This window comes from Duncaniella sp. (genome assembly GCF_029056165.1).
In the GTDB taxonomy this organism is placed as follows: Bacteria; Bacteroidota; Bacteroidia; order Bacteroidales; family Muribaculaceae; genus Duncaniella.
This window is the reverse complement of record NZ_JAIDBW010000036.1, coordinates 36238-62768: the sequence shown is the minus strand read 5'-3', so window position 1 is coordinate 62768 and position 26531 is coordinate 36238. Positions and strand designations below refer to the sequence as shown.

The window sequence follows — 26531 nt, the reverse complement described above, 5'->3', positions numbered from 1 at the left end:
GGTGGGTTTAGATGAAATAACTTGTTTTCGGAAGGGCCAGAACTGACTCCGACCCACTCCTTTGCTTAGAAAAACGCACACAGCGGGAAGTATATTACACTCTTACGAAGTATTTTTTATAATTTTTCACTCATTTTTCCCTCCGTGTCCAATGATTTTCAATAGGTTCGTTTTGAATTAAATGGAATTTATCGTACTTTTGTGCTTTAAATCCGCGTAGCCTCTGCCATGTGGGGCTTATTGACGGCTATTTACAGCATTTATAACCCTTAAAATCAAAAATCATCTAAACATAAATGGCAACATTAGAAAAAATCCGTAGCAAGTCAGCCCTCTTGCTCATCATCGTGGGAGCCGGTCTGCTGGCTTTTATCATCGGTGACTTCTTTACTTCGGGCCGCACTATTTTCGGCACCGGCACCACCATTGCAAAGGTCGATGGTAACAAGATTGACATTCAGGAATTCCAGCGTCGCGTGCAGGATGCCTCGCAGCAGGCTCAGGCCCAGAATCAGCGCATGGACAACGCCGTGCTCCAGCAGCAGGTGCTCAATGCCATGATCGCAGAGAAACTCTTCGATCAGGAGATCAAGGATCTTGGTCTTACAGTGACTGATCAGGAACTCACTGACATGATGGTAGGCAAAAATTCACAGTATGTCGATCGTATGGTGCAGCAGCAACTCGGTGTACCCGACGCAAAGACTGCCCACGATATGGCTTTCAACCCTACTAAATACGGCATGCAGCAGGCTCAGGCTCAGCAGCTTCAGGCTTACTGGATCGACCTCGAAAACAATGTCGAGCGTATGCTCCTTCAGCAGAAATTCCAGAATCTTTTCGCCGGAACGCTCGTAGCCAACGAACTTGATGCCAAGGCTCTTTATGATGACAACGCCGCTACAGCCCACATCATTTATGCCAAGAAAGACTTCTCATCGCTCAAGGATGATGACTTTGAAGTAAGCGACAGCGACATCAACGCTCTTTATAATAAGGATAAGAACCGCTACGCACTCGACGAACCCACCCGCACTGTCAGCTATATCGCTGTAAACATCGTGCCCTCTGAAGCCGACGTTCTCGCCGGTCAGAAGAAAGTCGAGGACGCTCTCTTGGCTCTCAACAACAATCCCGAACTTCAGGGCATAGCTACGATGCCTGAATTCGTAGGTGACCGCAACAAAATCACTCAGTCTGATGTCGATAAGCAGGCTCGTCTTAAAGCAGCCCTCGACAGCCTCTCTGTAGGCCGTGCAACTCTCGTCAGCAAGAACGGTAACGACTACACTCTTGCCAAACTCATCGGTAAGGATCAGGAGGTGGCACAGGTAAAGATCGACTTCCTCGCTGTTCAGGGTAGCCGCGCACAGGTTGACTCACTCGTCGGCCAGCTCAACGCCGGTGTGTCATTCGACAGCGTATCAGCTTCTCCCCTCGTAGCGCAGGCTCAGAAGGATATGGAAGTATCACTCCTCGATGCCAATGCAGCTTCAGTCAAGGAACTCATCGATGGCCGTGCAACCGGTATATATTTCACTCCGGACACTCTCGCTGAAGGCGGTCGCATCATGCGTGTAAGCCAGCGTGAAGCTCCTGTTACCGTTTATGATCTTGCAACTATAACTTTCACAACAGAGCCTTCCAACGCTACAATCAACGAACTTGATGCCGCTCTCCGCAAATATGTAGATGACAACAAGGACTCAAAGACTTTTGCAGAAAACGCTCAGGAGGCAGGCTACACTACCTTCCCCGCTACTGTCAGCGCATCATCTCCCACCATCGGCAACCTCAATGACTCACACGCAGCTGTCGCTTGGGTAATGGATGCCAAGAAGGGTCAGGTTTCACCCGTATTCGGTGATGTTCAGACCGGTCGTTTCATCGCTGTAGCTGTCAACGATATCTATGACGGCGGCTACGTTCCTGCACGCGACGCTCAGGTTCACACTATCCTTGCAGCTCAGGCCCGCAATGACAAGAAAGCAGCCAAACTCCTCGCTGACTACGACGGTAAGGCTAAGGACGTAGCAGGCTACGCTCAGCTCATGAATGTATCGGTAGATACCACTACTGTCAACTTCGGCCAGTACATGGTTCCCGGTCTCGGTATGAGCGAAAGCGCGGTTCAGGGTAAGGTCGCAAACGCACAGAAAGGTGCACTCGTAGGTCCTATGCAGGCCAACAACTCTGTGATCGTACTTCAGGTGACCGATATCGACAACGAAGGTCGTCCCTACGACTTCCAAGAGAATTCAATCCGCTACAATCAGCAGCGCGGTGCTTCACGCATGATGAACTCTCTTGACCGTATCCTCCTCGGTAATAAGAAGGTAAGCAACAACATCAACAAGTTCTATAAGTAAGTCTTTCTCATAGAGACACTCCAATAAATAGAATCGGGTCATCCACATAAAATGGATGACCCGATTCTATTTATTGTAAGATATTTAATCCTCTTCTATTTTACCATATACCGTTACGGCAGCCATTCGTCTGTAACCCACATCTGGCTACACCCATTCCACGACCGTAGGCCGTGAACCCAGTTCAAAATGAAGTTTGGCTATACCGAGATCTATCTTCGTATAGAATCCCCATGAAGTTGATGCTGAGACGCGATTCTCCCCCAGCCATTTAAAATGGAATTTCTGCTGATTGACTGCCGTAGGTGCAAGAAGCGCACACTCGATTCCACGCCTGAACCACTCTGGAGCCGCTTCAATATCCCGACAGATCTGCTCCGGAGACTTGATCCGGTGTGTTGAACCTTGTGTGGCACCGTGGCCGACCGCAATGACCGCATAGAGTTTCTCCCCCTCCCCTATTTCTGCCGGAATCCTACCTTTGCTGAAGGTCATGCCGACCCAGCAGGTGTTGAGCCCCAGTTCCTGCGCGAGCAGGACGAATGCTTCTCCATAATAACCTATTCTTTCTTCCGTATCGTCACCTTTCGGACCGATCATGCAGACATAGTTACGGACGTTCTCAAACTTACCGTAACGTGCCATTATGGACTTCCCGAAGGCATCCGGTTCGTCAGTGACGAGCTGCAGATGAAGCCCTCCCGCCGAGTTGTAGGCAGCGATTGCTTCGTTAAGTTGCGTTATCTTCCCGGAGCTTAACGGTACGTTAGTATATGAGCGCACGGAATGACGCTCAAGTATGATATTGTAATCCATAAATAAAAGTATGTCAAGTTAATCCGGAGGTCGATATGTGATCAGCCTAAAGTCAGGCCAAGATCATCGATAAATCCACGCAGAGCCGGAATATTTTCCACCATGTGTTTAAGCACATCGCGCTCGTTCCATGTATGCGGAGATGCCGCTCCTTGATTCAGCTCAACAGTGAGCGTGAAATGGTCATTTTCAAGCGCGTCACGGATAAATTTAAGCAGTGACGGGGTCACTTGGTCTATCACGTTGAGCTGCATGTCATTTTCCACCATCATCTTGTAGTTATGTCCCTCAACCGGAGCGGGAAAAGACGCACGCATGGTATTTATGAGTATATGCTCTGTAGGATGCGCCTTGATGAAATCCTGCCATGCTTTGTTGAGCTGTTCACGCGAATAGAGACCGTTGCGCAGTTCTTGCACGGCAGCGGATGCCGATGTCTGTGCAGCGTTCTGGCCTGAAGCCTTGGCCGGGTTGATGGAAAATGTGGATGTCGGTCGTTTAAGCGGACGCTTTGTCGCCGACTGTGAAGGTGGCGGAGGTGTGCCGGCTCCTGCACCGTAAGATGCAGACGGGGAAGCCGCTACTGTCGGGGCTTGCTGAGTGGCCGGAGGATATGCTGAGGGATGATTCTGACCGGTTTGCCCGCCACCATGAGTAACCATACCGGATCGTGGTTGCGGAGCTGATACCGGCTGTTGTGAAGCAGCATTATGGACATTCGGAGTCGCAACGGGAGCAGTTTGTGCGGGGTGCTGTGAGACCGTCTGCTGATGATTCGCTGCGGGGTGCGTTGTAGCAGCCGGTCTGGCCTGCGGCTGTGAAGTGGCGGACTGTATCTTCTGTAACTGCCCCTCGCCTGCGCCACTGTTATCGGGAGAGGGGCTTAACAATTGGCATATTTTTGCCAATGTCAGCTCTATAAGGAACTGCTTGTTGGAAGCCGCGCGGTAATTCAGGTCTGCCTCATTGCAAAGGTTCATAGCCTTATAGATGAACTCAGGCGGACATTTGGCTGCTGTAGCGGCCATTGCTTTCCTTGCCTCATCGTCGGCTTCGAGCAGGACCATTGTCGATGGATCACGCGCGACCATCAGATCACGCATATAATCGGCAAGTCCGTTTATGAAGAAATGCGAGTCAAATCCGCGGTCACGGATCTCCTTATATATTAGCCATGTGTCGAGCACCTTCCCGTTGAGAAAACAATCAAGGAGCTTGTTATAATAATTATAATCAAGCACATTGAGATTCTCTATGGCACTCTGATACGTGATATTTCCGCGCGACGAGGCCGCAACCTGATCAAATATCGAAAGTGCGTCGCGCATAGCTCCGTCAGCCTTGCGGGCAATTACATTGAGCGCGGCAGGATCAGCCGTCATGCCCTCCTGCGAGGCCACATACGCGAGATGATCAATCATATCCCTGACCGTAATACGCTTGAAATCATAAATCTGACAGCGCGAGAGAATCGTGGGTATGATCTTATGCTTCTCGGTCGTAGCAAGGATAAAGATCACGTAGGACGGCGGCTCTTCAAGAGTCTTGAGGAAAGCATTGAAGGCAGCCGGCGACAGCATATGGACCTCATCGACGATAAATACACGGTAAGCACCCTGCGACGGCGGAATCTGCACCTGCTCCACAAGCTGGCGTATATCATCCACGCCGTTGTTTGAGGCAGCGTCAAGCTCGATTATATTAAGCGAATTGCCCTCGTTGAACGCACGGCAGCTGTCACACTGATTGCATGCCTCGCCTTCAGGCGTAGGATTTGAACAGTTGATTGTCTTGGCGAAGATACGCGCACACGAAGTCTTTCCCACACCGCGCGAACCACAGAAAAGATAACTGTGGGCCAACCGGTGGGTGGCAATGGCATTCTTCAAGGTGGCGGTTAGAGCTTTCTGACCGACCACGCTGTCAAACGTCGCCGGACGATATTTTCTTGCCGAGACAATATAGTTTTCCATATCCACAAATTTACACACAATTTCCCACTTTTCCAAACAAAATCACCGCCCTATCCGTGGGGTTAAAATATAGTGGCCGTTCCTGAAAAAGGTTGACTTGATTTTGTAGGTTTACTGATTCAGATTTACTCATTTTGGGGGTAGATTAGGTATATTTTCCTTCGATTTTAAACCATTTGAGAATGAAAAAGTCTTATAAAAAAGTCTAAAATCTCTGCTTCAGATAATTGGTTACGGATGAAATATGATTTTATTTCGTATTTTTGTGAAGTGAGATCATGCAAATAATTACTAACTCTCCTAAAATGCATCAGTTTAACTATGTATGACACACTGAAATTTATACTTTGTGCTGTGATGGGGCTGACACTGACAGTATCATGTCAGAAGAAACAGGAAATCAACGTGTTTCATGAGCTTCAGGATGTGCAAAAACTTGTATTGACAGAGATGTCGCTCAACAAGGTCGGCACTATCAGCGATGAGGGGGCAAAAGGTATCGACGCTCTTGTCAATAATCTGAAAGTGGGTGACCGCATTGCCGCATATTCCTTCCAGACCTATATTGAGGCCTACATTGACTTAGGGCAGCTTCGCGATCAGGATGTGGAGGTCGATGAAAAACGTAAGTTGGTCAAACTCACACTTCCTCCGGTCCAGACCCGTTATATTGGCCGCGATCTCGGTGTAAAGGAGGAGCATTACCGCGTCAGTCTGCTGCGGTCAGAAATCACAGCCAAGGAACGCGCCATGCTTAAAGACAAGATGAGCAAGGCTCTCAAAAAGGATGTGGAGGGTAATGCCGAATACCGTTCACTGCTCGTCAAGGAAGCACAGGCCAAAGCCCGTGGCTTTTTCACCATCCTCCTGCATAGCTATGGCTATGACAGCGAGATCTCATTCCAATAAATAACGATACCTCTCAAATCACACTAATCCCAATTATGTTCAAGAAATTTATAGGTATGCATGTGGCAGGAATTGTCATGCTTGCCGCCAGTATAGCTTGTGTCGGTCTGTTGCTATGGCGCAGCACTTCGTCTTCGACCAACATGTCATTTTCCGAGACAAAACTGTCTGAAATAAAGGAAATGGTGAAGCTTTGCTCCCTTGAGGTACGCGATGACATCGCATTCAAGGACTCTATAAACGGAAAGTGGATTTTTGCCAAAAGTACTGTCAACGGCTATATTCGCTTCGACCTCGAACGCCTTGACTATCAGCTGCGAAACGATTCCGTATTCGTGATCCTTCCTCCGGAGGAAATCGATATTTATGAATCGACCTCAGACAATGCCTACGAGGTTATCGACACATGGGACAGCAGCTTGCTCGGTCTGCGCAAACTTACTGCCGCAGAGGAGAATGCGATCAAGAAACGTATGGCAGCCCGCTATAAGAAATCATTCTACTCCAAGGGCTATGTCAGGCGCGCACGCGCATCAGCCATTTCAACACTCTCCCGTCTGTTTTCAAAGATGGATCCCAATATAACCGTCATCGATCTCCGTCCCGACGGCTACGGCGAGAGAAATCAGTAAATGATATTCATCCAATCTACATATATACATTATAGCTGACTAAAAGCAACAGGCTTTATCATCTCCGTGAAAGGATGATAAAGCCTGTTGCTTTTATGGGGGTGATGTCAGTAATCTGACAGAGAAACAATCAGCAGATAGATTTATTCCTGAGTTTCAGGAGCTTTGTCAATGAGATCAAGGAACTGATCAAGCTTGGGAGTAATGATGATCTCTGTACGGCGGTTGCGCTGACGACCGACTTCTGTCGTATTGTCGGCGATAGGGTTGAATTCGCCGCGTCCGGCAGCGGTGAGGCGGGAAGGATCAATGCCGAAATCATTCTGGAGCACCTGCACGATGGAGCTTGCACGGAGTGCGCTGAGATCCCAGTTATTGCGGATATTCGTGCGGTTGATGGGCACAGGATCGGTATTACCTTCCACAAGCACGTCATAGTCACGGTAATCCTTGATGATCTTGGCGATCTTGCCGAGAGTTTCCATGGCGCGTTCGTTGACGTCATAGCTACCGGATTTGAAGAGCATATTGTCAGCGAGCGAGATATAGACAACTCCCTTGAGCACCTTCACATTCACCTCATCCATCTCGCTTGCATCCAGTGAGCGAGTCAGACGGGTCGTGAGGGCAAGGTTAAGTGAATCAGACTTGGACTTGGCCTCGACAAGCTGCTTGATATAACGGTTCGAAGCGTTGATCTCGTCAACAAGCTTGGAGATGTTGGCGTTACCCTGAGTATTCTGATTGATACTGTTGTCAAGCGATTTCTGGAGAGCAGCGTGACTGCGCTTCAACTCCTCGTTGTTTGCCCTTGCCTGTGCGAGAAGGGTCTCAAGACTCTTTCCGTTGGCACGGGTCTCGGCAAGCTCTACCTGCGAGGCATTGTACTGCTTCTGCAGCGACTCGTGTTCTGCCTGAAGAGCCACATATTTCTTGTTGCTCACACATCCGGTGAGGCCCAACATAGCTGCAACAGCTGCGATTGTCAATGAGCGTAGTCTCATGATTAAATAATGTCGGTTAAATTAGAGATTGAGTAATATGATTATAATTTGTTTGACTTAATCCAACGTGAAAGGTTTAACATTGGTTATGAAACACCCTCTTACTCGCATCACTTTGTGGGGCGGGGAGCGGAATTTTCCCTTTCGGCAGGACGGCGTTTGGCAAGATTGTCAGAGAACTCCTTGAGATTCAGCTGTCCGTTCTTTATGGCCGAACGCATCACACGGCGGTTGCTCGACTCGCTATAAGATCCTTTGGCACGCCACATCAGATCAGCGAAAAGTATCGCCTTATCATTAGTGGCACGTCCGGGAACTGAGAAGTAGTCATTATTGACCACCGCATCAATATCACCGTCCGTAATAGCCTTCACAAGGCTATGTGCCATCGGACTCTTCAGCTTCGCAACTTCCCATACAGGATAAGAGTTCATATAATTGACGTCCTCGGTCTCTTCAGGGGTCATAGCAGCCACGGTTACAGGAGTCTGTGTGCCGGCTTCCTCGGCCTCGATTTCCTCGGTAGGAGTCTCCTCATCCGACGGACCGAGATACTGAGGAATGAAAATCACACCGGCAATGATCACAAGAATCACACCCAGACCGATCCACAGCCATGACTTACGGCGACTCTGCCCGCTTTCGGCATGGCCGTCAGAATCATCCTCATCATCCTCATCAGGATTATATTCGGAATAGCTGGGAATACGGCTCTCACGTGTATCGGCAGGATCTTGATCATCCGTATTATCCTCGATTATCTCAGTAGTCGGAAGAGTCGTGTCGATCTTCGGACGTTCATCCGCAACTTCATCAGAGATATTCTCAAAGACAGGTGCTTTGCTGACAGTCTCCTGCTTAGGTTCATCACTGTCCGACGGCTGCTTACGGTCATTTCCGACGGCTGGTACGTTAGCCCGGACATCAACGTTATAGACCTCGCTGTCATCATCGGCAATCTGACGCATGGCCCGGAAGCCATGGAAATTGCCAGAATGCAGACGGTTATATTCCGGAGTGTTCTTTTCAATCGATATCTGCTGCTCGAACACACGTCCGTCACCGAAGTCCAGACGCAGGGTGATTCCCTGCTCCACAGGCTGCATCACCAGTTCAAGCTCCTCCGTGACGAGCATCTCCTCAGCAGCCTTTTTAAGTTTAAGCGAACGAAAATTATTTGAGCGCACCACGAGATCAACCTCACTTCCCGGCTTCAGATCCTTCTCATAAAACTCGATATACGGCACCATCGTATTGACCTGCCGTCCGTTGAGGGTAATGGTATAGCCATTGACAGCACCCCCCTTAGCCGAAACGACCTTGAAAGGAATGCGGCGTTCGAAACGGATACCGGTCTGCACTGCAGTCCTTACCTGCATCGTCGAACCCTCATACTTTATGTAGGCTGAAGGTGTTCCGACAATCACATTCTCCTTATGCTTGCGGAAACCATCCTTCTCATACATGATTTCAAGGCGTTCACCCTCGTAAGCCTGCTTATCGGAAGTGGTCACACCCTCCGGACAGACCACGGAATAGAGCTTGCGGATAGGGGCGGTGATACGCGGCATCCTCACTCCGGGACGCAGGGAAGCCGTAGCGGAAATCACGATGATACATCTGTACTTACCGTAATCCAGCTGGCAAGGGAACGAGAAGATGGATTCCAGTTCCTGCTGCGAAATATAGGTACGGTAAGCCGCTTCCTCCATCCGTATATCCTCCTCCGGTGCATGATACATCCAAGCCTCAAGCATCATTGGTTCTTCAGGCACATCCGCATCCTTGAGAGCGTCCTCGACAGCCTCGTCGGTGAGCGATCCCTCATCGGCAAGTGTCTTTTTGATATTGTTGAACACTCCGATCAACTGGCGTCCCGTAAGAGCGCAACCGTTGTTCAGGAGAATGGATATCATCATGTAGCCCGCATCAGGATTAAGCGTATTGCGGGTTATCAGAGAGAAATAATGGCCACGGGGCGACGACTGAAGTATATAACATTCCGAAGTGTTCAGGAAACGTCTGATAGCCGCACCCGGTTCAACCATAGTTGAGTTCCAGCGCGGATCAATCTCACTGCCTGCGGCAGGATAGGCATAGATGGTTCGTGTAGCTCCCTCAAGCTCGCCGCGCAGGGCGATGTGCAGATAGGAATACTGGGACATAAGTGTTGAGATAATTGGCTTTTGATTCAAAGGCAAAAGTACGAAAAATCTGTAACCCCACCAAAACTATCAGCTACCATCCGAACGGAGGAGGACCAGCGGGGGGCATAGGTCCGGCAGGAGGAGGTCCGCCGGGACCACCGGGAGGCGGGGGAGGAGTCGGACGACCGATAGGGCCACCGACACCGATATCGATTCCGAAACCGCCGGGCTGGGTAAAGTTCAGATCGGTGTCAGTCCCAAGCCACATGCCGGCGCAACCGCTCAGCAAGCCTGACAGTGCCACTCCCGCTCCAAGCGAGAGAAATAGGCGGAGTGTGTGTTTCTTTTTCATAGCCGAAGTTATTGTCTATATGATAAATAACAATCGGCACATTCAAAAAGTTATGCGCGCCTCCTCCTGACAATTCTACGTTTCTCGTAAAAAACGGCTCGTTTAATATCGGTTTTTTCACTTCTGTTTCATGAACGCATACAGACGCGTTACCACATAGACCCCGGTCATCGTAAGGACTATGAGTGCCGAGCAAGGCACGTCGATCACCGCTCCGAGCAGTAATCCGCAGACACAACATGCGGTCGAAACAGCTATGGAGAGCCACATCATGGTCTTGAAACGGTGACAGAAAGTCTCGGCCACCATCTGGGGCAACGCAAGCATGGACATCAGCAGCATCACGCCCACAAGACGTATGGTCAACACTATGCAGACCGCAACAAGCACAGTCATCACGGTGGTTATGAATCCGACCGGTAGATGACGCACGGTAGCAAAATCCGGATCAAACGCGCATATCACTATCTTTCGGAAAAAAAATGCGAAAAAGAGAAGCAGAATGACCGTGTAGGAACCGAATGCCCACAGATCGGCCTTGGTTATCGTGAGTACGTTTCCGAACAGAAAGGCATTAAGTTCAGGGACATAGCCCGGTGTAAGAAAGATGAACAACGTTCCGACAGCCATGCCCAAAGCCCAGATGACGGCTATAGCCGAATCCTCGCGGACACGATGACGCTTCGACATCCACTGGACACCCAAGGAGGACGCTACCGCAAACACCGCAGCCATGATGATCGGATTCCATCCTAAAAAGTAACCTAAGCCCAGACCTCCGAAACAGGCATGGGTAATACCTCCTGAAATAGACACGAGACGGCGGGTGACAATGTATGTTCCGATCACTGCCGATGCGACACTCAGCAGGATCATGCCTATCAAGGCATTACGAAAAAAATCGTATCCGAATATTTCCACAGGACAATCAATTCAATTATTTCTTCATTTACACTCTCTTTGCGCCGTCCGATTCTCCGGCCATCATCACCCATTCATCACGCAGTACCGTCGGGAGAGCCACGTTGCGCTGTGTGAGCGAGAATCCCCAAGGATAGACATCGGCCGGAAGAAGTGTATAGAGCACTTCACGGAACTCCTCGATCTCTTCCGGAGAATACTCATCGGGACGGCGTCCGGCAAAGCGGTCAAGCTCCTCATCATCAAAATAGACAGCCTTTCCGTCCGGACTAAGACCTTTCTCACAAACAGCGTGAAGACCGCAGCACACTTCCGCTTCAGTATCGGAAGTTTCCTGCCGGTCATCGGCTTTGTCCTTCCTGTCATCCGGACGATGGGTGAGGCGGAGAATAATCCCTGCCAGCACAGTCACCGCAAGTATGATCAATGCTCCAGTCATAAATGCAATCTATATTTCTTAATTTTAAATATTGATTACCAGAATATTATTCGTCAACAGGGTCGGGGAGGGGTGCATCACCGTCAAGCAGGGTGAAACCTGCCGCACGGAGTTCATCCCAGAATCCGGGATATGATTTGGCCACCACCTCTGCGTTGCGTATGATAATTCCGGGTAAGAATATGGAGATCGGGGCAAGACACATGGCCATGCGGTGATCATCATACGTGTCAAATACAGGAAGTGAGTCTATCGGCCTACGCTGACCTTCCCAAGCCACCACATCGCGCCCCTCCGGCTGGAGGAATATACCGATATTAGCCAGTTCGGTGGTCAGCGCGCCCACACGGTCTGTCTCCTTTATGGCAAGTGTGGAAAGTCCGGTGAAATGGAAAGGTATGCCGAGCATCACGCATGTGACTATCACGTACTGAGCGAGATCAGGAGTATCGGAAAAATCCACACGCAGACGCGCATCCTGATCAGGTGACGGGACGAGGTCAGTTCCTCCATCCTCGCCCTCCCACTCAGTGGTCACTCCGAGATGCCCGAAGATATCCGCGAGCTTTCTGTCACCCTGACATGATTTACGCGCGAGATTGTCAATGGTCACCGCACCGGATGATATGGCTGATATTTCGTACCACGCAGCAGCCGCACTCCAGTCACCCTCGATCTTAAAGTCGTAAGGACGATAGATCTGCGGATTTATAGTCACTACATCATCGAAGTAATCACTTTCGATTCCTGCATCCTCCATCATTTTCAAGGTCATGAGTATGTAGGGACGTGAGACGGTCTCGCCCGTGAACGTCAATTTTAATCCATCGGCCATCGTCGGTGCTATCATCAGGAGAGCCGATATGTACTGTGAGCTTACCGATGAGTCAAGCGTCAGTTCGCCACCTTTCAGTCTGTGTCCGCGGATACGGAGTGGAGGAAAGCCTTCTTCCCCAGCATATTCAATGTCCGCTCCAAGAGAGCGCAGGGCCTCGACGAGAACCTTGATAGGGCGATGGCGCATACGCTCGCTTCCGTCAAGTATGAGGTCTGACCCCTCCTTGGAAGCAAAATAGGCAGTCAGGAAACGCATGGTCGTACCGGCCGCACCGATATTGATCTCAGAGGCATCCTGATTGGCAAGCGCACGGCGCATCGCATCCGTGTCGTCACAGACCGCCACTTCCTCCATGGGTGATGCACCCGGAGTGAGGGCATTGATGATCAGAGCACGGTTGCTCATGCTTTTGGATAGCGGAAGTTGCAGACGCGCTTCCAGAAATCCATCGGGGGGAAGTATTCTATAGTCCAAAATTTCTTTGTATTATGAGGGGTGATTATTAGATTTATCGTATATCGCAATGCCAAAACGATCAGATTTCTGTTTGTAGGGCCTGCGCTTGCGCTGGCCCTACAGCCGATTTAATTTCGACACAGCCTCGTGAGTCGGGAGGGAATATTTATCTTCGGTCAGCATCCGTCATTTAGGCTGAAAGCTGACAAGTATATTGTTGGAAGCTCCGCGCCAAGGGAGAGTGCCGTAGTAACGCTTACATGTGATGGTCACCGGAGTACCCGTCCCCTGATATTGCTGCAGGCGGCGTGCCGTCTCATCATCAGGAATGCTGAAATATACATCGCGGGAATAGACATTTCCTTTGTCGGCCAGCTGGGATTCGCTCACCATCTCTCCCTCGAATGTGCGGCAGATAATACCGCGTTTTTCGACGAGCGTCACATAGCCTGTCACCTTTGATTCCGTGACATAGGGCACAAAATATCTGATACCTACCGTTACGGCAAGAATCATAAAAACAATAAGGAAGAACCAAACCCATCCATGCCGTTTCTTACGTTTGACAGGTACAGGCGCACTTGTCCCGGCACCATCTGTAAAATCAAAAGAAGGAGAGCGGTCATCCGATGCCCTCAGATCCGGGTTGGACTCGGATCGGGTAGGGGTATCATCCTTATCTTTAGAGAAATCATGGAGGAAATAATCCTGATCGCTATCGTCGAATTTCATATAATTTCAATCTTTAATAGTATTTATTTCAATTTTCAGCAGGATGGTTTCGACGTTTCGCAAGAGCGATGCAGCCGAAAGTCAGAAGTCCTTGAACAATGAGTACCAAAGTCTGCACACCTACAAGCATATTGGCGAACGACAGGGCATACTCCCTCGTAAGTCCCGGAATATCGGCAGAGAAAAGAGCCACTCCGAAGATCATGGCCCACTGGTAAGGCCCGATACCGCCGTTGGAGGGGACACCCATTGATATACTCGTGAACACAAAGCACACCGCAAGTGCCGCCAGTCCGTGGCGCGAAAGCATTTCAGCCATAAGCGGAAATGAGCGTAAGGCACAGTAGAGAGCCATTATGTAGGAGCCCCATATCAATGCCGTGTAGAGCAGCCACAACCCCTTGCCACGCATTCTGACCACCACGGCGAAACCTTCCCACAAACCCCGTAATATCTGCTTGATTTTCACAATGATCTTATGTTCGGGGAAACGGATAAAGAGCCACACCGACATTACACCGGTAGCAGCCACAGCTCCCCAGAGCACAGGTGAACTAAGTATATCGAGAAGTTTCACCATCAGTCCTCCGTCCTGCCCGAAATAAGCCCGGAGCTGCGCGCCTGCAGGAATGAATGTGAGCAGGAGCAGGAGAAACACTGTCAATGTATCGGCAAGACGATCGGCCACCATCGAGCCGAACACGGTGGTGAACGGTGCTTTCTCCCGGCTGGCTATATATCCGGTGCGCCACACCTCACCGAGCCGAGGAAATACGAGATTGACTGAATATGTTCCGAAAATACTCAACAACAGTTCTCCGAAAGAAGGACGGATCGAAAGTGCCCGCAACTGTATCTGCCATCGCGCCGCACGGAATACCTGTGCCGCCAATCCTAAAGCGATGTTGAGCAACATCCACCGGAAATCACACTCCTCACGGATGATCCCCCACATTCGTGCGGGATTTATGTCATCATTCTGAAACAACAGCCAGCACAGCCCCACGGATATCACCAGAGGCACACCATATTTCAGCAGATATGACCAGAAGCGTCTTTTAGCCGCCACCGGACTCATATCCTGATTCTCATCACTGCTGCTCATTGTCTAACGAAATGAATTAACCGTATTGAATCTACAAAGTTACAAACTTTTTCCGACTAAGCGATCATTAAATTATTAGTTGTGAATATCTCATCCTCAGGAATGGCTATTCCTATTCTTTTGTGGTTATAGAGAGTATATAAGATATATAGAATGGCCCTCGTTTATGCGTGAAAAATACGCGAATAACTACTATTTCTCAGTTATTTTTGTTAATGAGGTTGACAATTACCTTCACCATCGTATCTTTCTCCTCGGTACGGCTTTCTGCAATCATCAGGGTAAGAGCGACAAGTGTATTATCAGCAATCCGCTTAGAACCATCCTCATTGTAAAGAATACCATTGCCGTTTAGAAACCACAAGAACAATGTAGCAGCAATGCGTTTATTACCATCGCTAAAAGAGTGATTTTTCGTAACGAGGTATAGAAGCATAGCAGCCTTCTCCTCAACTGAAGGATAGAGATCAACGCCTCCAAAGGTTTGATAAATCTGACCTATAGAGCTTTTGAAAGAATCATCCTTCTCATTACCAAATAGGTTGCTTCCACCAAATTTCTCATGCAGTTCACGAATAACCTCCATTGCATTCTCGTACGTTGCATGGAAAGATTCTTTGCCGGTAGTGTCCTCAATCTCCAACTCCTGATAGTCGTAACGATCAAGAGTATCGAGGGCGTATGTATAATCAATCACTACATCAAGCAAAGAGCGACTATCCTCGGTAAGCTTTTCCTGATTCTGGACAGTACGTCCCAAAATTTTTATCAATTGACTCAGTTCGTCATATTTATGTGCTACCACACGCTCATTGATAGCGTAGCCCTGAAGAAGATATTGTTTCAAAATTTTATTAGCCCAAATACGAAATTGTGTACCGCGTTGTGACTTAACACGATAGCCTACGGAGATAATCACATCAAGATTATAAAACGTAATTTCTGTTTTTTGAGTAAATCCCTCTCTACGACCATAATTCTTGGTATGTGCAAATTTTGCACATACCAAAGATTCCTCAAGTTCACCCTCTTTGAATATATTATTGATATGTCTTCCAATAACAGTTCTGTCCTTCTGGAACAGCTCTGCCATTTGAGCTTGTGAAAGCCATACTGTTTCGTCCTGAAATTTTACATCTATACTGGTTTCACCATCACTTGTCTGATATATGACTATACTATCGGTAGGTATTATTGTATTCATATTTTATAAAATTATGAAATGATTCTTGAATATCAAGCTTATACACACCGCTCTCATTTAGAATTTGATAAGATAAATCTTACTTATATAATTTTTTCAAACAATACGAGGTCGATATTCCTGATGCCATGGAAAGTGGTGGGGACGACAGCAACCTCCTTATAGCCAAGTTTAGGGTAAAAACGACGGGCAACGGTGTTGATACTTTGTGTATCAAGCCTGAGCGAATGGCAACCGTTCTCACGGGCATAATCCTCATAAAATTTCACAAACGCGCGTCCGATTCCCTGTCCGCCGGCAGAAGGATCTACCGTCAGGGTATGGAGCACCATCACCTCATCATCCTTAACTCCGGAAGTCCATTTGGCCACACCATAACTGTCAAGTTGTTCTTTGTTTATAATAGCCGAAGCGAGAATCTCACCTCCCTCGGACTCGTATATGAAAAGATCTCCGCGATTCAGGGCATCGGCAGCAGTAGTGTAAACCGGATATATGTTGGGATTCCAGCCTATAGTGTAACGACCCTCGCGTTCCTCAGCGTGAATCTTACCATAAATTTCAGTTACTCTTGCAAGATCGTGTTCAATAGCTTTACGAATCATTTTATTTGTCATTTTGAAATTAAGATAATGGACAAATTTAGTCTTTTACTCGGATTTTTCCTACATTTGTAAACTAATAGTCCTAAAAATCGTATCATGAAACGTTTTGCCAGTCTGATTATAGTCCTATCCTCCATGTTTTTAGGAGGAATTAACCGCATTGATGCCACCGGAAGGCAGGTGTGGAATTTCAATCCCGGATGGGACTACATTTTCGAAGGTAAGAGCCATGCGAATGTGACACTTCCACGTGCTTTCAACGAGGATTATGCCTATAAGGTGTTGATCGACAGTCTCCCGACCGATACGGTGCGCTATACGAAGAAGTTCACTCTGCCCGCTTCGGCAAAGGCCAGCAAGGTTTTCATCGAATTCGAAGGTGCACGTCAAGGAGCAGAGGTATGGATCAACGGTCACCGCCTCGGACGGCATGAGAACGGCGTCATGGCGTTCGGCTTCGATCTCACTCCCTACCTGAATCCATCCGGCGAAAACCGTCTTGAAGTTCTCACCGACAATGACTGGGACTACAGGGAGAGGGAAAACCCTGCCGGAAGCACATTCCAGTGGAATAACCGGAATTTCAACGCCAATTACGGCGGTCTGCCAAAGAACGTCCGTCTCCACGTCACTGGCCCTGTCTATCAGACTTTACCGCTCTATTCATCGTTGGCAACGACAGGCGTATATATCTATCCGCAGAATATCTCCATCGCAAGCCGCAGTGCCGACATCTGCGTGGAGTCGGAGGTTAAAAACGAGACCGACAGACCGCAGGAAATCATGCTTGAAGTAGAAATCAACGATCCTGACGGCAAAAAAATAGCATCTTTCCATTCGTCACCGCAGACCGTCGGGGCAGGGGAACTGTCGGTCCTAAAGGCAAGCAGCCCAGTCGGCAATCTCCATTTCTGGAGCTGGGGCTACGGCTATCTCTATGATGTCACCACACGTCTTGTAGCCGATGGAAAATGCATCGATGAGGTGACAACCCGAACCGGCTTCCGCTCGACGGAGTTTGCCGACGGTATGTTCAAACTCAACGGCCGCGTAATGATGATCCACGGTTACGCCCAGCGCACAAGCAACGAATGGCCCGGTGTGGGGATGAGCGTAGCTCCTTGGATCAGTGACTATTCCAATAGGGAGTTAGTCCGTTCGGGCGGTAACCTTGTGCGCTGGATGCACGTAGCTCCTTGGAAACAGGATGTGGAGTCGTGTGACCGCGTCGGTCTTCTTCAGGCTCTCCCGGCGGGCGATGCGGAGAAGGATGCCGAAGGGCGGCAGTGGGAGCAACGTGTCAGCCTCATGCGCGATGCCATCGTCTATAACCGCAACAATCCCAGCGTGATCTTCTACGAAAGTGGGAACAAAGGTATCAGCGAACCTCATATAAAAGAAATGATGGCTCTGCGCGACCTCTACGACCCTCACGGCGGCCGTGCCATCGGAAGCCGCGAGATGCTCGACAGCCCCACGGCAGAATATGGAGGAGAGATGCTCTACATTAACAAAAGCGGATCGAAACCTGTATGGGCCATGGAATATTGCCGTGACGAAGGTCTGCGCCGCTACTGGGACGAGCAGTCCTATCCGTATCACAAAAACGGTGACGGCCCGCTCTATCGCAACGCCGATGCATCGGCCTACAACCTCAATGCCGATCAGCTCGCCATCGAACACATCCGTCGCTGGTATGACTACTGGCTCGTCCGGCCCGGAACAGGCCGTCGCGTCAGCTCCGGCGGTGTAAAGATCATTTTCTCCGACACCAACTCACACTGTCGCGGCGAGTCGGACTACCGCACGAGCGGTGTCACGGATGCCATGCGCATCCCCAAGGATTCATACTACGCCCATCAGGTAATGTGGGACGGCTGGGTCACTCCCGAAACGTCCCGCACTCATATCATCGGCCACTGGAATTATCCCGAAGGGACTGTCAAACCTGTCTATGTGGTTTCGGACGCACCACGCGTGGAACTCCGGCTCAACGGTGAGCCTATCGGAAACGAAAAGATTGATTATCATTTCCTCCACACATTCGATTCCATCCCTTACCGTCCCGGCAAACTTACAGCCATCTCTCTTGACAGCGAAGGCAAAGTACTCTCCTCCGACACCCTGACCACTGCCGGAGAACCTGCCTCACTACGTCTGACCCTCATGACCGCCCCCGGTGGAATGAAAGCCGATGGCGCGGACATGGCACTCATACAATTCGAAGTAACAGATGCCGACGGCAACCGTTGTCCGCTTGATGACCGCGAAGTGAGATTCACACTCGACGGTCCTGCGGAATGGCGCGGAGGAATTGCCAAAGGGGAGAGCAACCGCATACTTTCGACCACGCTACCCGTGGAGTGCGGAGTGAACCGCGCTATAGTGCGCAGCCGTACCGAGAGCGGAACAGTGAGACTCCTCGCAGAAGCTGACGGCTTACCCTCGGCCACAATCGAATGGAAAATTGATCCGGTAAGGATAGAGAATGGACTGACGGCGTTCCGCCCCGAAGCTATCCTACCGTCTAATCTCGAAAGAGGGGAGACCCCGGCTGATCCTTCATTCACGCAATTGAAACGGGCTGTAAACGTGAAAGAAATAATAGCCGGGAGCAATCAGGCTGATGCTGCGAGAAGCGTCGATGACAATGAGACCTCCGAGTGGCACAATGAAGGACCGCTCCGCAACGCATGGATCACCTATGTGTTTGACCGTCCGGAAACTATCAGTGAAGTCTCACTCAAGCTAACCGGCTGGCGTCGGCAAAGCTATCCGATCGAAATACTTGCCGGAAATGAAATAGTATGGTCAGGCGACACCGAACGTTCGCTCGGTTACGTTCATATTCCAGTCAGGCCGACGCTAACCGAACGCATGACCATACGTCTGAAAGGAGCTGCTACGGAAAATGATGCGTTCGGGCAGATAACCGAACTTGCAGCCGAGGCAGCCAACTCTCTTGACAAAGGCGACAAAAAGGGTGGCCGTCTGCGCATAGTCGAAGCTGATTTCCTGTGCAGACAACAATCGGAAGCCAATCAACGTTAAAAATATAAAAGGTTACTGAAAATCACCGAAAGGTCTTCCGGTATCCTTCACGTATTTTTCAACTATCCTAACTCCGCTTCCTATGATCACGACAGCCGTCATCACCATAATCTTCGCCGTCCTCGCCATCAGCCTGCTGCTGCTTGCCGCCGGGATGATCCTTACGTTTCTCTCCAACAGGTATGCCGTCGCTGTGTCATACGCCGGACTTTTCGGAATAGGTATGAGTATCCATGAACTTCCCTGTAATTCACTGATTTTTTGGGGTGTGGCAGCAGGTATCGTAATTGTGATCCAATGTCTCTTACCGAAAAATATCGCCAAATCGACCCGTGGCGTGGGCTACATAGCCGGTGCCACACTCGCCGGCACATTCGTAGGGCTCGCCATCTCACACGAATGGATGATCGTCGGGGCGGTGGCAGGTGCCATACTCGGCGGAATCGCTTACAGCCGTACCCCCGCAGGAAGTGTGATGGAATTTCCATCTTCCAAATTTTTAAACTATCTTTGTGCCAAGGGACTTCCGGCTGTTATCTCCTCATGTATCGTAGGCACCGCCATACTTTGGCTGACAGCCATTCTCTCCGAAATGTCCGCTTCACCTCTCATCAATCCCTAAGAACCCATGCGCTCCATCATAACTTTTCTGCTCACCATAGTCATAGGGCTTTCCGCCTCCGCTCAGATCAATAAACTCAAACGCGAGAAACCTGACCTTGAGAAAATCAAGGCTGAGACACTCGACAGTAAATCACCCTACTATTATCCCCGCCTGATGCAGGAGTTCCAGCGAAACGACACCCTGATGAAGATTGACAAATACCGTCATCTCTATCTCGGCTACATGTTTCAGGAGGACTACAATCCCTACCGCTCATCGCAGCGCGCCATCCAGTACAACGTCCTCAACCGTTCCACCAAACTCACGCGTCAGGAATGTGACTCGGTGATAGCATACGCCGAAAAGGCTCTCGCCGACAATCCTTTCAATCTCGGCGAGATGGTGCTGCTGATCAACGCTTTGCGCGAAAAAGGTAAGGCTAACCTCGCGAACATCTGGCAATACAAGCTCAACTATCTCCTCATGGCCATCGTCTCGACCGGAACAGGCGAGGATGAGGAGAATGCATGGTATGTCATCGAACCTCAGCATGAATACGTGTTGCTGAATATGATGGACTATACCGTAGATGATCATGTGTTCTATGATCCTTCCTACGAATATATTACCGTCAAGGATGCCGAAGGCAAAAACCGTGGAGGCTACTATTTCAATATCGGGCCTCTCCTTCAGGAATATTACCGCAAGCATCCCGACGAGCTTTAACACTCCAGCCGCACAATATTCAGCTAAAAGATCTACAGACTTCTCCTCACCGGTAATATAATCATCATCCACAACAGCCCTCTCCCTTTCACACAATTACAGATCCTCATGGACTTCACCCCATACGCACGTTCACTGTTCAGTAACCGGGTTAAAACCTCGCGCTCATGGACAGGTCATACAAGGGAAACCCAGCTCAACGAACTTGACCGTCTGCTGAAAGCTCTCCGCTCGACGCGGTGGGGTGCTGAACGCGGACTGGATGCCGTGAGGTCCTACGACGACTACCGCCGTGCGCTCCCATCGACAGTACCCTATTCCGAACTGCGTCCGTGGGTCATGAGGATGATAGCTGGTGAAAAGGACATATTATGGCCCGGAGTGACGCGTAATTTCGCACAGTCATCAGGTACGTCGGACGGTAAGAGCAAATACATCCCCGTAACCCCCGAATCGTTCAGGCGCAGTCACTACCGCGGCGGAGCTGACGTAGTGGCCCACTATCTCAGCCTTTACCCCGACAGCCGTCTCTTTTCAGGCAAGAGTTTCATACTCGGAGGCAGTTTCGCCAACGAGCTCAAGCTCCCTCCGGGAGTAAAAGTGGGCGACCTCTCGGCCAATCTCATCGACAGGATCAATCCTGTGGCCAACCTGTTTCGCGTGCCCTCCAAGCAGGTTGCACTCCTTGAGGACTGGGCTGTCAAGCTCCCCGCGCTCGTGGATGCAGCTGCCGATTGTAACGTCACCAACATCTCCGGCGTTCCCTCGTGGTTCCTGACCGTGCTCAAACAGATCATCGCAAAAAAAGGGGCTGCCACGATCCACGACGTATGGCCCAATCTCGAAGTATTTTTCCACGGCGGTATCTCAATGGCACCTTACAGGGATCAGTACGCCCACATTACATCTCCGCGCATGAGGTATCTCGAATGCTACAATGCTTCCGAAGGCTTCTTTGCCCTCCAGAATGCCATTGATGATCCCTCTCTGCTTCTGCTGCTCGATGCCGGGACATTCTTCGAATTCATACGCGCCGATGAGGCTGCCAGCGAGCATCCTGAGATCATCCCTGCATGGGAAGTGGAGGAGGGCGAGGTCTATGCCTTGGTGATCACCTCGTGCAACGGTCTCTGGCGATACCCGATAGGCGATACTGTCCGCATCGAGTCGGTAGATCCGCTGAAGATCACCATCTCAGGACGCACCAAAAGCTACATCAACGCATTCGGCGAGGAACTCATGGTGCAGAATGCCGAAGCGGCCCTGACAAAGGTCTGCCATAAACTTGACTGCGAGATAGCCAACTATACAGCCGCGCCGGTCTATGCTTCCGACCACTCCCGCGGTCGCCATGAATGGCTCATAGAGTTCAACCGCGAGCCGGAGTCGCTCGACGAGTTCGCCCGTCGTCTCGACCTCGCTCTCCAGCAGGAAAACAGCGACTATGAGGCCAAGCGCAGCCACGGTATCTTCCTCGATCCGCTCACAGTGATCAAGGGACGCAAAGGAGTGTTCGACGCATGGCTTGCATCCACCGGCAAGCTTGGCGGACAGCGCAAAGTCCCCCGTCTCTCAAACTCACGCCACCCGATGGATGAAATATTGAAATTCAACTCCACCGGGCATTGATTCCTCACCTCAACTTCAGCTGATAAATCAACATATTAACATAAATCAATCCAACCCCGATGAAACACAGATTTCTTTCAGCAATCGCGGCTGTCATGGCCGCAGGCTCTCTGTTTGCAGCTTCTCCCAAGTACATCTTCTACTATATCGGCGACGGTATGGGTATGGGGCAGGTGATGGGTGCAGAAGCCTATTACCGCACTGTTCTCGGCAAGAACGACCATCTGCTCATGATGCAGTTTCCTGTTTCAGCAGTCTCGACCACATATTCAGCATCGTCACCCGTGACCGACTCCGCAGCAGCCGGAACAGCACTCGCGACCGGCAACAAGACCCGTAACGGTATGCTCGGTGTTACTCCCGACAGTGCTGCCGTCACGTCAATAGCCAAGACTCTGTTTGACGACGGCTACGGCGTGGGTCTCGTTACCTCCGTGTATCCCGACGATGCCACCCCCGGTGCGTTCTATACCCATGTTCCCTCACGCTCGATGTACTACGAGATCGGCAAGGATGCCGCATCTTGCGGCTATGACTTCATCGGAGGCTCTAATCTCCGCGGAATCAAGAATAAAAAGACCGGTGAGCCCACTGACCTCATGAACATCTTCGCCGAGAATGACGTGCGCGTGATCCGCGGCACTGAAGGGTTCGACACCATCACATCACGCCGAGTGCTCATGCTCTCGCCTTTCGAGGACCGCACATCCAACATCGGCTACACCATCGACTCCATCCCCGGCGCGCTCACGCTCCCGGCCATGACCGAAGCCTGTATTAAGCATCTTGAGCGCAATGGCCGCGACCGCTTTTTCATGATGGTTGAGGGTGGCAACATCGACCATGCCGGCCATGCCAATGACGGTGGTACGATCATCAAGGAAGTCCTCAATTTCAACGAGGCACTCAAGCTTGCCTACGATTTCTATCTCGCGCACCCCGATGAAACCCTTATCGTCGTGACTGCCGACCACGAGACAGGAGGCATGGGTCTCGGAAACAATGCCGTGGGCTATGATCTCCACCTCAACTACTATGATTATCAGAAGATTTCAAAGGATGAATTTTCCGACTATTGCCGTGGACTCGCCCGTTCGCGTAACGTTTACCGTTGGGACGACATGGTGGATTTCCTCAAAGACAAACTCGGTTTCTGGACAAACGTTCCCGTCAATCCCGAACAGACTGCAAAGCTGAAAGAACTTTTCGAACGCTGCATCGTCAACCGCAACGGTGCTGATCAGAAGACTCTCTACAAGGATTTCGACCAGTTCACTCTTGAAGTGTTCCATGTGCTTGACAGCTTTACCGGTCTCGGCTGGACCACCAACGGTCACAGCGGTGGTCTCGTTCCTGTATATGCCGTCGGTGTCGGCGCAGAGAAATTCGCCTCTTTCAACGACAATACCGACCTCCCCAAGATCATCATGGAGATCGTCAACGGGAAGTGAAATATCACTGACAGGACAATTCCTCACTGAATTAATAAATCCGGTTGTAGGGCTAGCACAAGCGCAGGCTCTACAACCGGATTTATTTTGATATCGTCATTTCACTTATTTTCAAAATGTCTTAGGAAAGGGGAGAACACGGCCATCTGAAGTTTCGAATTCGGTATCGCCCGCAAAGATTACAGCAAGATGCTCCGGGGAAATATCGGAAAGCTTAGCCCATTTTTTCAGACCTTTAAAATAATCCGGATTATATGTGCTTCCACTCTTTATCTCATAAGCATACATCTCCGTTCCATCCGTTCTGATCAGATCTACTTCCAAGCCCGTACTGTCACGCCAAAAAGTAAGGTCGGGACGCATACCACGGTTAAGTGAATCCTTTATGAACTGATTCACAACCATATTTTCAAACAAGCCTCCACGTAAAAAATGTGTGTCGAGCTGATCTACGGAATTTATACCTAATAGACTGCAAGCCAATCCCGTATCATAGAAATAAAGCTTTGGGGTTTTTACAATGCGTTTATTATAGTTATTATAATTAGGTTCAAGACGATAGAGTATGTAGCTTGCCTCCAAGACTGAAAGCCATGAATCAATAGTCGGTATCGTCACCCCAGCCTCCGTCGCAAGCGATGACATGTTGAGCATCTGGCCGATCCTGCCCGCACACAGTCTGATGAATCGTGTGAAGCGGTTCAGATCGCTTATGTTGAGGATAGCTCTCACATCGCGCTCGACGTATGTGGTTATGTAGGCCGGATAATAGTCCGTCGGTGCTATATCCTTATCAAAAATTCTTGGATAAAAACCGGTAAAAATCTGTGAATTAATAGTTTCAGGCAGTCTGTCAGCATCGTGCAACTCCGCGCGGGAAAAAGGCAGAAGTTTCACGACCCCCGTCCGACCTGCCAATGACTGATCAATGGACGACATGAGATGAAAATTACTTGATCCTGCGAGCAGATACATCCCTGTATCATTAACCTCATCAACATGTGTCTGTAAATAGGAAAATAGGTCCGGTACTCTCTCCGCCTCATCAATGATCACATGATTATCGTAGGTCTTAAGGAATCCGTTTGGATCTTCGGATGCAAATGACCTCATATCGGGATTCTCAAGTGAGACATAACGATAGTCGGGAAACTGCGAACGAAGCAAAGTCGATTTTCCCGATTGGCGTGGACCCGTCACGGTTACAATCGGAAATTTTGTGCTAAGTTGTTGTATTTTAGACGATAATTGGCGGTGTATTATCATTTCTTGCAATTATAAAGTGTCACTTTAGATTTGCAAAAATATGAATTATTCATTGAAAATCAAAATATTACAGCTATTAATATTACAAGGAATATAATTAAACCAAAAAAATATGCTATATTTGTATTCTAACTTTACCATAAAGAATGATGAATATAATTAAACTCGCTGACGTAGAAGCGTCCATCATAGAAATACGAAGAATTCATGGATACGAAACGCATTTATTATTTTGATTTTATAAGGGTATATCTAACAATACTTGTATTCTATCATCACTCTGCAATTTCTTTCGGTGCGTCGGGAGGATGGTATTATATAACCGAAACAGTAACCGGACTGATCAAGGGCCTTCTTTCTGTCAATATGGGTATTGACCAGTCTTATTTCATGAGCCTGTTTTTCTTTATCTCAGCTTATCTTTTGCCGGCATCATTTGATAGAAAAGGAATGAGGGGATTCATCAAAGACAGATTAATACGTTTGGGCATTCCTCTGGCTCTATTCTATTTCATATTACATCCTCTACTTGTATTCTGGATACGTGGAGTGTGGGGTAAGCCCGGATTAGGACCAATGTGGTTTGTGTTCACGCTATTGATTTTTGAGTCTGCCTATGTAGTGTATCGCTCCTTACGCAAACGTCAAATATTAATCAGAACTACACAGAAAGAATGGATATTTACACTATTGTTCATATTATTGACGGGAGTAATAGCTTTCGTAATACGATTATGGATGCCTATTGGTAGTGAGGCATTCGGACTGCAACTCGGTTACTTTACATTATACACTGCAATGTATTTTATGGGTATCGTGGCTTACCGCAAAAAGTTACTGGACAGATTGGATATGCACAAGGCTTCTCTATGGATTGCAATAGTGGTTTTTCTACTTATACCGTCCTTGATATATTTCGGAGCTACATCACCTGATTTTCAAGATCTCTTAGCAGGCAAATGGAATCTGTATGCCTTATATTATGCAGTCTGGGAGTCAATGATGTGTGTCGGAATATGTTATTTTCTCTTAGCTTTCGGTAAGTCATATTTGAATCGCTCCTTTCCCGTCATTCAATCTCTATCAAAAAACAGCTATTCCTTCTATATCATACATCCTTTTGCAGTAGTAGGATGCGTGTTTGTGGCGGAACTATTGCCTGTATCTCCACTGCTACGGTTTATATTGGTATGTATTATCGGTATTCCATTGTGTTTTGCAGTAGCTTTCGTATTCAGAACCATACTGGGGTGGTTCAGGATAAGAATTTAAGTACATCAAGGCTTCAGGTTCAGCCAATGA

Annotated in this window: 22 protein-coding genes; 9 read left to right on the top strand and 13 right to left on the bottom strand. The window is 49.1% G+C overall.

Features of this window, described 5'->3' with window-relative positions:
- The first annotated feature begins 296 nt into the window (after positions 1–296).
- Entirely contained in the window at positions 297–2369 is a 2073-nt protein-coding gene (locus tag K2G41_RS08400; protein WP_300117250.1) for a SurA N-terminal domain-containing protein, read from the top strand.
- Between the two features lie 147 nt (positions 2370–2516).
- Here the strand turns inward: K2G41_RS08400 and K2G41_RS08395 are convergent, their stop codons facing one another.
- Together K2G41_RS08395 and K2G41_RS08390 are read right to left on the bottom strand one after the other, a co-directional pair.
- Positions 2517–3185 (bottom strand): nitroreductase family protein, encoded by a 669-nt coding sequence (locus tag K2G41_RS08395; protein ID WP_300117248.1) that lies wholly within the window; start codon positions 3183–3185, stop codon positions 2517–2519.
- A gap of 41 nt (positions 3186–3226) precedes the next feature.
- Positions 3227–5158 carry a DNA polymerase III subunit gamma/tau gene (locus K2G41_RS08390; RefSeq protein WP_300117246.1) on the bottom strand — a complete coding sequence of 644 codons (1932 nt, stop codon included), beginning with the start codon at positions 5156–5158 and terminating at the stop codon, positions 3227–3229.
- Between the two features lie 321 nt (positions 5159–5479).
- On the opposite strand from K2G41_RS08390, the gene K2G41_RS08385 reads away from it, so the two are divergent.
- Together K2G41_RS08385 and K2G41_RS08380 are read left to right on the top strand one after the other, a co-directional pair.
- Entirely contained in the window at positions 5480–6067 is a 588-nt protein-coding gene (locus K2G41_RS08385; RefSeq protein ID WP_300117244.1) for a DUF4230 domain-containing protein, read from the top strand.
- 35 nt (positions 6068–6102) lie between these two features.
- Positions 6103–6699, top strand: coding sequence for a DUF4230 domain-containing protein (locus K2G41_RS08380; RefSeq protein WP_300117242.1), 597 nt, complete (start codon positions 6103–6105; stop codon positions 6697–6699).
- A 143-nt stretch (positions 6700–6842) separates the two neighbouring features.
- On the opposite strand, the gene K2G41_RS08375 is transcribed toward K2G41_RS08380, so the two are convergent.
- The 10 genes from K2G41_RS08375 to K2G41_RS08330 all read right to left on the bottom strand — a co-directional run bounded on the left by K2G41_RS08375 (position 6843) and on the right by K2G41_RS08330 (position 16502).
- Positions 6843–7703 carry an OmpA family protein gene (locus K2G41_RS08375; RefSeq protein ID WP_300117240.1) on the bottom strand — a complete coding sequence of 287 codons (861 nt, stop codon included), beginning with the start codon at positions 7701–7703 and terminating at the stop codon, positions 6843–6845.
- A 110-nt stretch (positions 7704–7813) separates the two neighbouring features.
- A complete protein-coding gene (locus tag K2G41_RS08370; RefSeq protein WP_300117238.1) occupies positions 7814–9868 on the bottom strand; it encodes a hypothetical protein in 2055 nt (684 codons plus the stop codon).
- Between the two features lie 73 nt (positions 9869–9941).
- The gene (locus K2G41_RS08365; protein ID WP_300117236.1) at positions 9942–10202 is read right to left on the bottom strand and encodes a hypothetical protein; all 261 of its coding nucleotides are present in this window, start codon (positions 10200–10202) and stop codon (positions 9942–9944) included.
- Positions 10203–10319: 117 nt separating this feature from the next.
- The gene (locus K2G41_RS08360) at positions 10320–11123 is read right to left on the bottom strand and encodes a metal ABC transporter permease (RefSeq protein WP_300117234.1); all 804 of its coding nucleotides are present in this window, start codon (positions 11121–11123) and stop codon (positions 10320–10322) included.
- Positions 11124–11151: 28 nt separating this feature from the next.
- Positions 11152–11562: a phospholipase gene (locus K2G41_RS08355; RefSeq protein ID WP_300117232.1), complete on the bottom strand. Its 411-nt coding sequence runs from the start codon at positions 11560–11562 to the stop codon at positions 11152–11154.
- A 46-nt stretch (positions 11563–11608) separates the two neighbouring features.
- Positions 11609–12874, bottom strand: coding sequence for a 3-phosphoshikimate 1-carboxyvinyltransferase (locus K2G41_RS08350; protein ID WP_300117230.1), 1266 nt, complete (start codon positions 12872–12874; stop codon positions 11609–11611).
- A gap of 168 nt (positions 12875–13042) precedes the next feature.
- Entirely contained in the window at positions 13043–13588 is a 546-nt protein-coding gene (locus tag K2G41_RS08345; protein ID WP_300117228.1) for a hypothetical protein, read from the bottom strand.
- Positions 13589–13616: 28 nt separating this feature from the next.
- Positions 13617–14693: a lysylphosphatidylglycerol synthase transmembrane domain-containing protein gene (locus tag K2G41_RS08340; protein WP_300117226.1), complete on the bottom strand. Its 1077-nt coding sequence runs from the start codon at positions 14691–14693 to the stop codon at positions 13617–13619.
- 199 nt (positions 14694–14892) lie between these two features.
- Complete coding sequence (locus tag K2G41_RS08335; protein WP_300117224.1) at positions 14893–15897, bottom strand: virulence protein RhuM/Fic/DOC family protein; 1005 nt, start codon at positions 15895–15897, stop codon at positions 14893–14895.
- 83 nt (positions 15898–15980) lie between these two features.
- Positions 15981–16502, bottom strand: coding sequence for a GNAT family N-acetyltransferase (locus K2G41_RS08330; protein ID WP_300117223.1), 522 nt, complete (start codon positions 16500–16502; stop codon positions 15981–15983).
- Positions 16503–16598: 96 nt separating this feature from the next.
- Between K2G41_RS08330 and K2G41_RS08325 the strand changes: the two genes are divergently transcribed.
- The 5 genes from K2G41_RS08325 to K2G41_RS08305 all read left to right on the top strand — a co-directional run bounded on the left by K2G41_RS08325 (position 16599) and on the right by K2G41_RS08305 (position 23963).
- The gene (locus K2G41_RS08325) at positions 16599–19553 is read left to right on the top strand and encodes a DUF4982 domain-containing protein (RefSeq protein WP_300117221.1); all 2955 of its coding nucleotides are present in this window, start codon (positions 16599–16601) and stop codon (positions 19551–19553) included.
- An 82-nt stretch (positions 19554–19635) separates the two neighbouring features.
- Positions 19636–20175 (top strand): hypothetical protein, encoded by a 540-nt coding sequence (locus tag K2G41_RS08320; protein WP_300117219.1) that lies wholly within the window; start codon positions 19636–19638, stop codon positions 20173–20175.
- A 6-nt stretch (positions 20176–20181) separates the two neighbouring features.
- Positions 20182–20883, top strand: a complete 702-nt coding sequence (locus K2G41_RS08315) for a DUF4919 domain-containing protein (protein WP_300117217.1) — start codon at positions 20182–20184, stop codon at positions 20881–20883.
- Positions 20884–20991: 108 nt separating this feature from the next.
- A complete protein-coding gene (locus K2G41_RS08310; protein WP_300117216.1) occupies positions 20992–22512 on the top strand; it encodes a GH3 auxin-responsive promoter family protein in 1521 nt (506 codons plus the stop codon).
- A gap of 59 nt (positions 22513–22571) precedes the next feature.
- Entirely contained in the window at positions 22572–23963 is a 1392-nt protein-coding gene (locus tag K2G41_RS08305) for an alkaline phosphatase (protein WP_300117215.1), read from the top strand.
- Positions 23964–24074: 111 nt separating this feature from the next.
- Here the strand turns inward: K2G41_RS08305 and K2G41_RS08300 are convergent, their stop codons facing one another.
- A complete protein-coding gene (locus tag K2G41_RS08300) occupies positions 24075–25226 on the bottom strand; it encodes an ATP-binding protein (protein ID WP_300117355.1) in 1152 nt (383 codons plus the stop codon).
- Positions 25227–25436: 210 nt separating this feature from the next.
- Here K2G41_RS08300 and K2G41_RS08295 point away from each other — a divergent pair, with 210 nt between their 5' ends.
- Positions 25437–26501, top strand: a complete 1065-nt coding sequence (locus K2G41_RS08295; protein WP_300117214.1) for an acyltransferase — start codon at positions 25437–25439, stop codon at positions 26499–26501.
- Positions 26502–26531 lie beyond the last annotated feature (30 nt).

Coding starts and splice junctions, on each gene's coding strand:
- K2G41_RS08400 (WP_300117250.1), top strand. CDS start 297: ATGGCAACATTAGAAAAAATCCGTAGCAAGTCAGCCCTCTTGCTCATC.
- K2G41_RS08395 (WP_300117248.1), bottom strand. CDS start 3,185: ATGGATTACAATATCATACTTGAGCGTCATTCCGTGCGCTCATATACT.
- K2G41_RS08390 (WP_300117246.1), bottom strand. CDS start 5,158: ATGGAAAACTATATTGTCTCGGCAAGAAAATATCGTCCGGCGACGTTT.
- K2G41_RS08385 (WP_300117244.1), top strand. CDS start 5,480: ATGTATGACACACTGAAATTTATACTTTGTGCTGTGATGGGGCTGACA.
- K2G41_RS08380 (WP_300117242.1), top strand. CDS start 6,103: ATGTTCAAGAAATTTATAGGTATGCATGTGGCAGGAATTGTCATGCTT.
- K2G41_RS08375 (WP_300117240.1), bottom strand. CDS start 7,703: ATGAGACTACGCTCATTGACAATCGCAGCTGTTGCAGCTATGTTGGGC.
- K2G41_RS08370 (WP_300117238.1), bottom strand. CDS start 9,868: ATGTCCCAGTATTCCTATCTGCACATCGCCCTGCGCGGCGAGCTTGAG.
- K2G41_RS08365 (WP_300117236.1), bottom strand. CDS start 10,202: ATGAAAAAGAAACACACACTCCGCCTATTTCTCTCGCTTGGAGCGGGA.
- K2G41_RS08355 (WP_300117232.1), bottom strand. CDS start 11,562: ATGACTGGAGCATTGATCATACTTGCGGTGACTGTGCTGGCAGGGATT.
- K2G41_RS08345 (WP_300117228.1), bottom strand. CDS start 13,588: ATGAAATTCGACGATAGCGATCAGGATTATTTCCTCCATGATTTCTCT.
- K2G41_RS08340 (WP_300117226.1), bottom strand. CDS start 14,693: ATGAGCAGCAGTGATGAGAATCAGGATATGAGTCCGGTGGCGGCTAAA.
- K2G41_RS08335 (WP_300117224.1), bottom strand. CDS start 15,897: ATGAATACAATAATACCTACCGATAGTATAGTCATATATCAGACAAGT.
- K2G41_RS08330 (WP_300117223.1), bottom strand. CDS start 16,502: ATGATTCGTAAAGCTATTGAACACGATCTTGCAAGAGTAACTGAAATT.
- K2G41_RS08325 (WP_300117221.1), top strand. CDS start 16,599: ATGAAACGTTTTGCCAGTCTGATTATAGTCCTATCCTCCATGTTTTTA.
- K2G41_RS08320 (WP_300117219.1), top strand. CDS start 19,636: ATGATCACGACAGCCGTCATCACCATAATCTTCGCCGTCCTCGCCATC.
- K2G41_RS08315 (WP_300117217.1), top strand. CDS start 20,182: ATGCGCTCCATCATAACTTTTCTGCTCACCATAGTCATAGGGCTTTCC.
- K2G41_RS08310 (WP_300117216.1), top strand. CDS start 20,992: ATGGACTTCACCCCATACGCACGTTCACTGTTCAGTAACCGGGTTAAA.
- K2G41_RS08305 (WP_300117215.1), top strand. CDS start 22,572: ATGAAACACAGATTTCTTTCAGCAATCGCGGCTGTCATGGCCGCAGGC.
- K2G41_RS08295 (WP_300117214.1), top strand. CDS start 25,437: ATGGATACGAAACGCATTTATTATTTTGATTTTATAAGGGTATATCTA.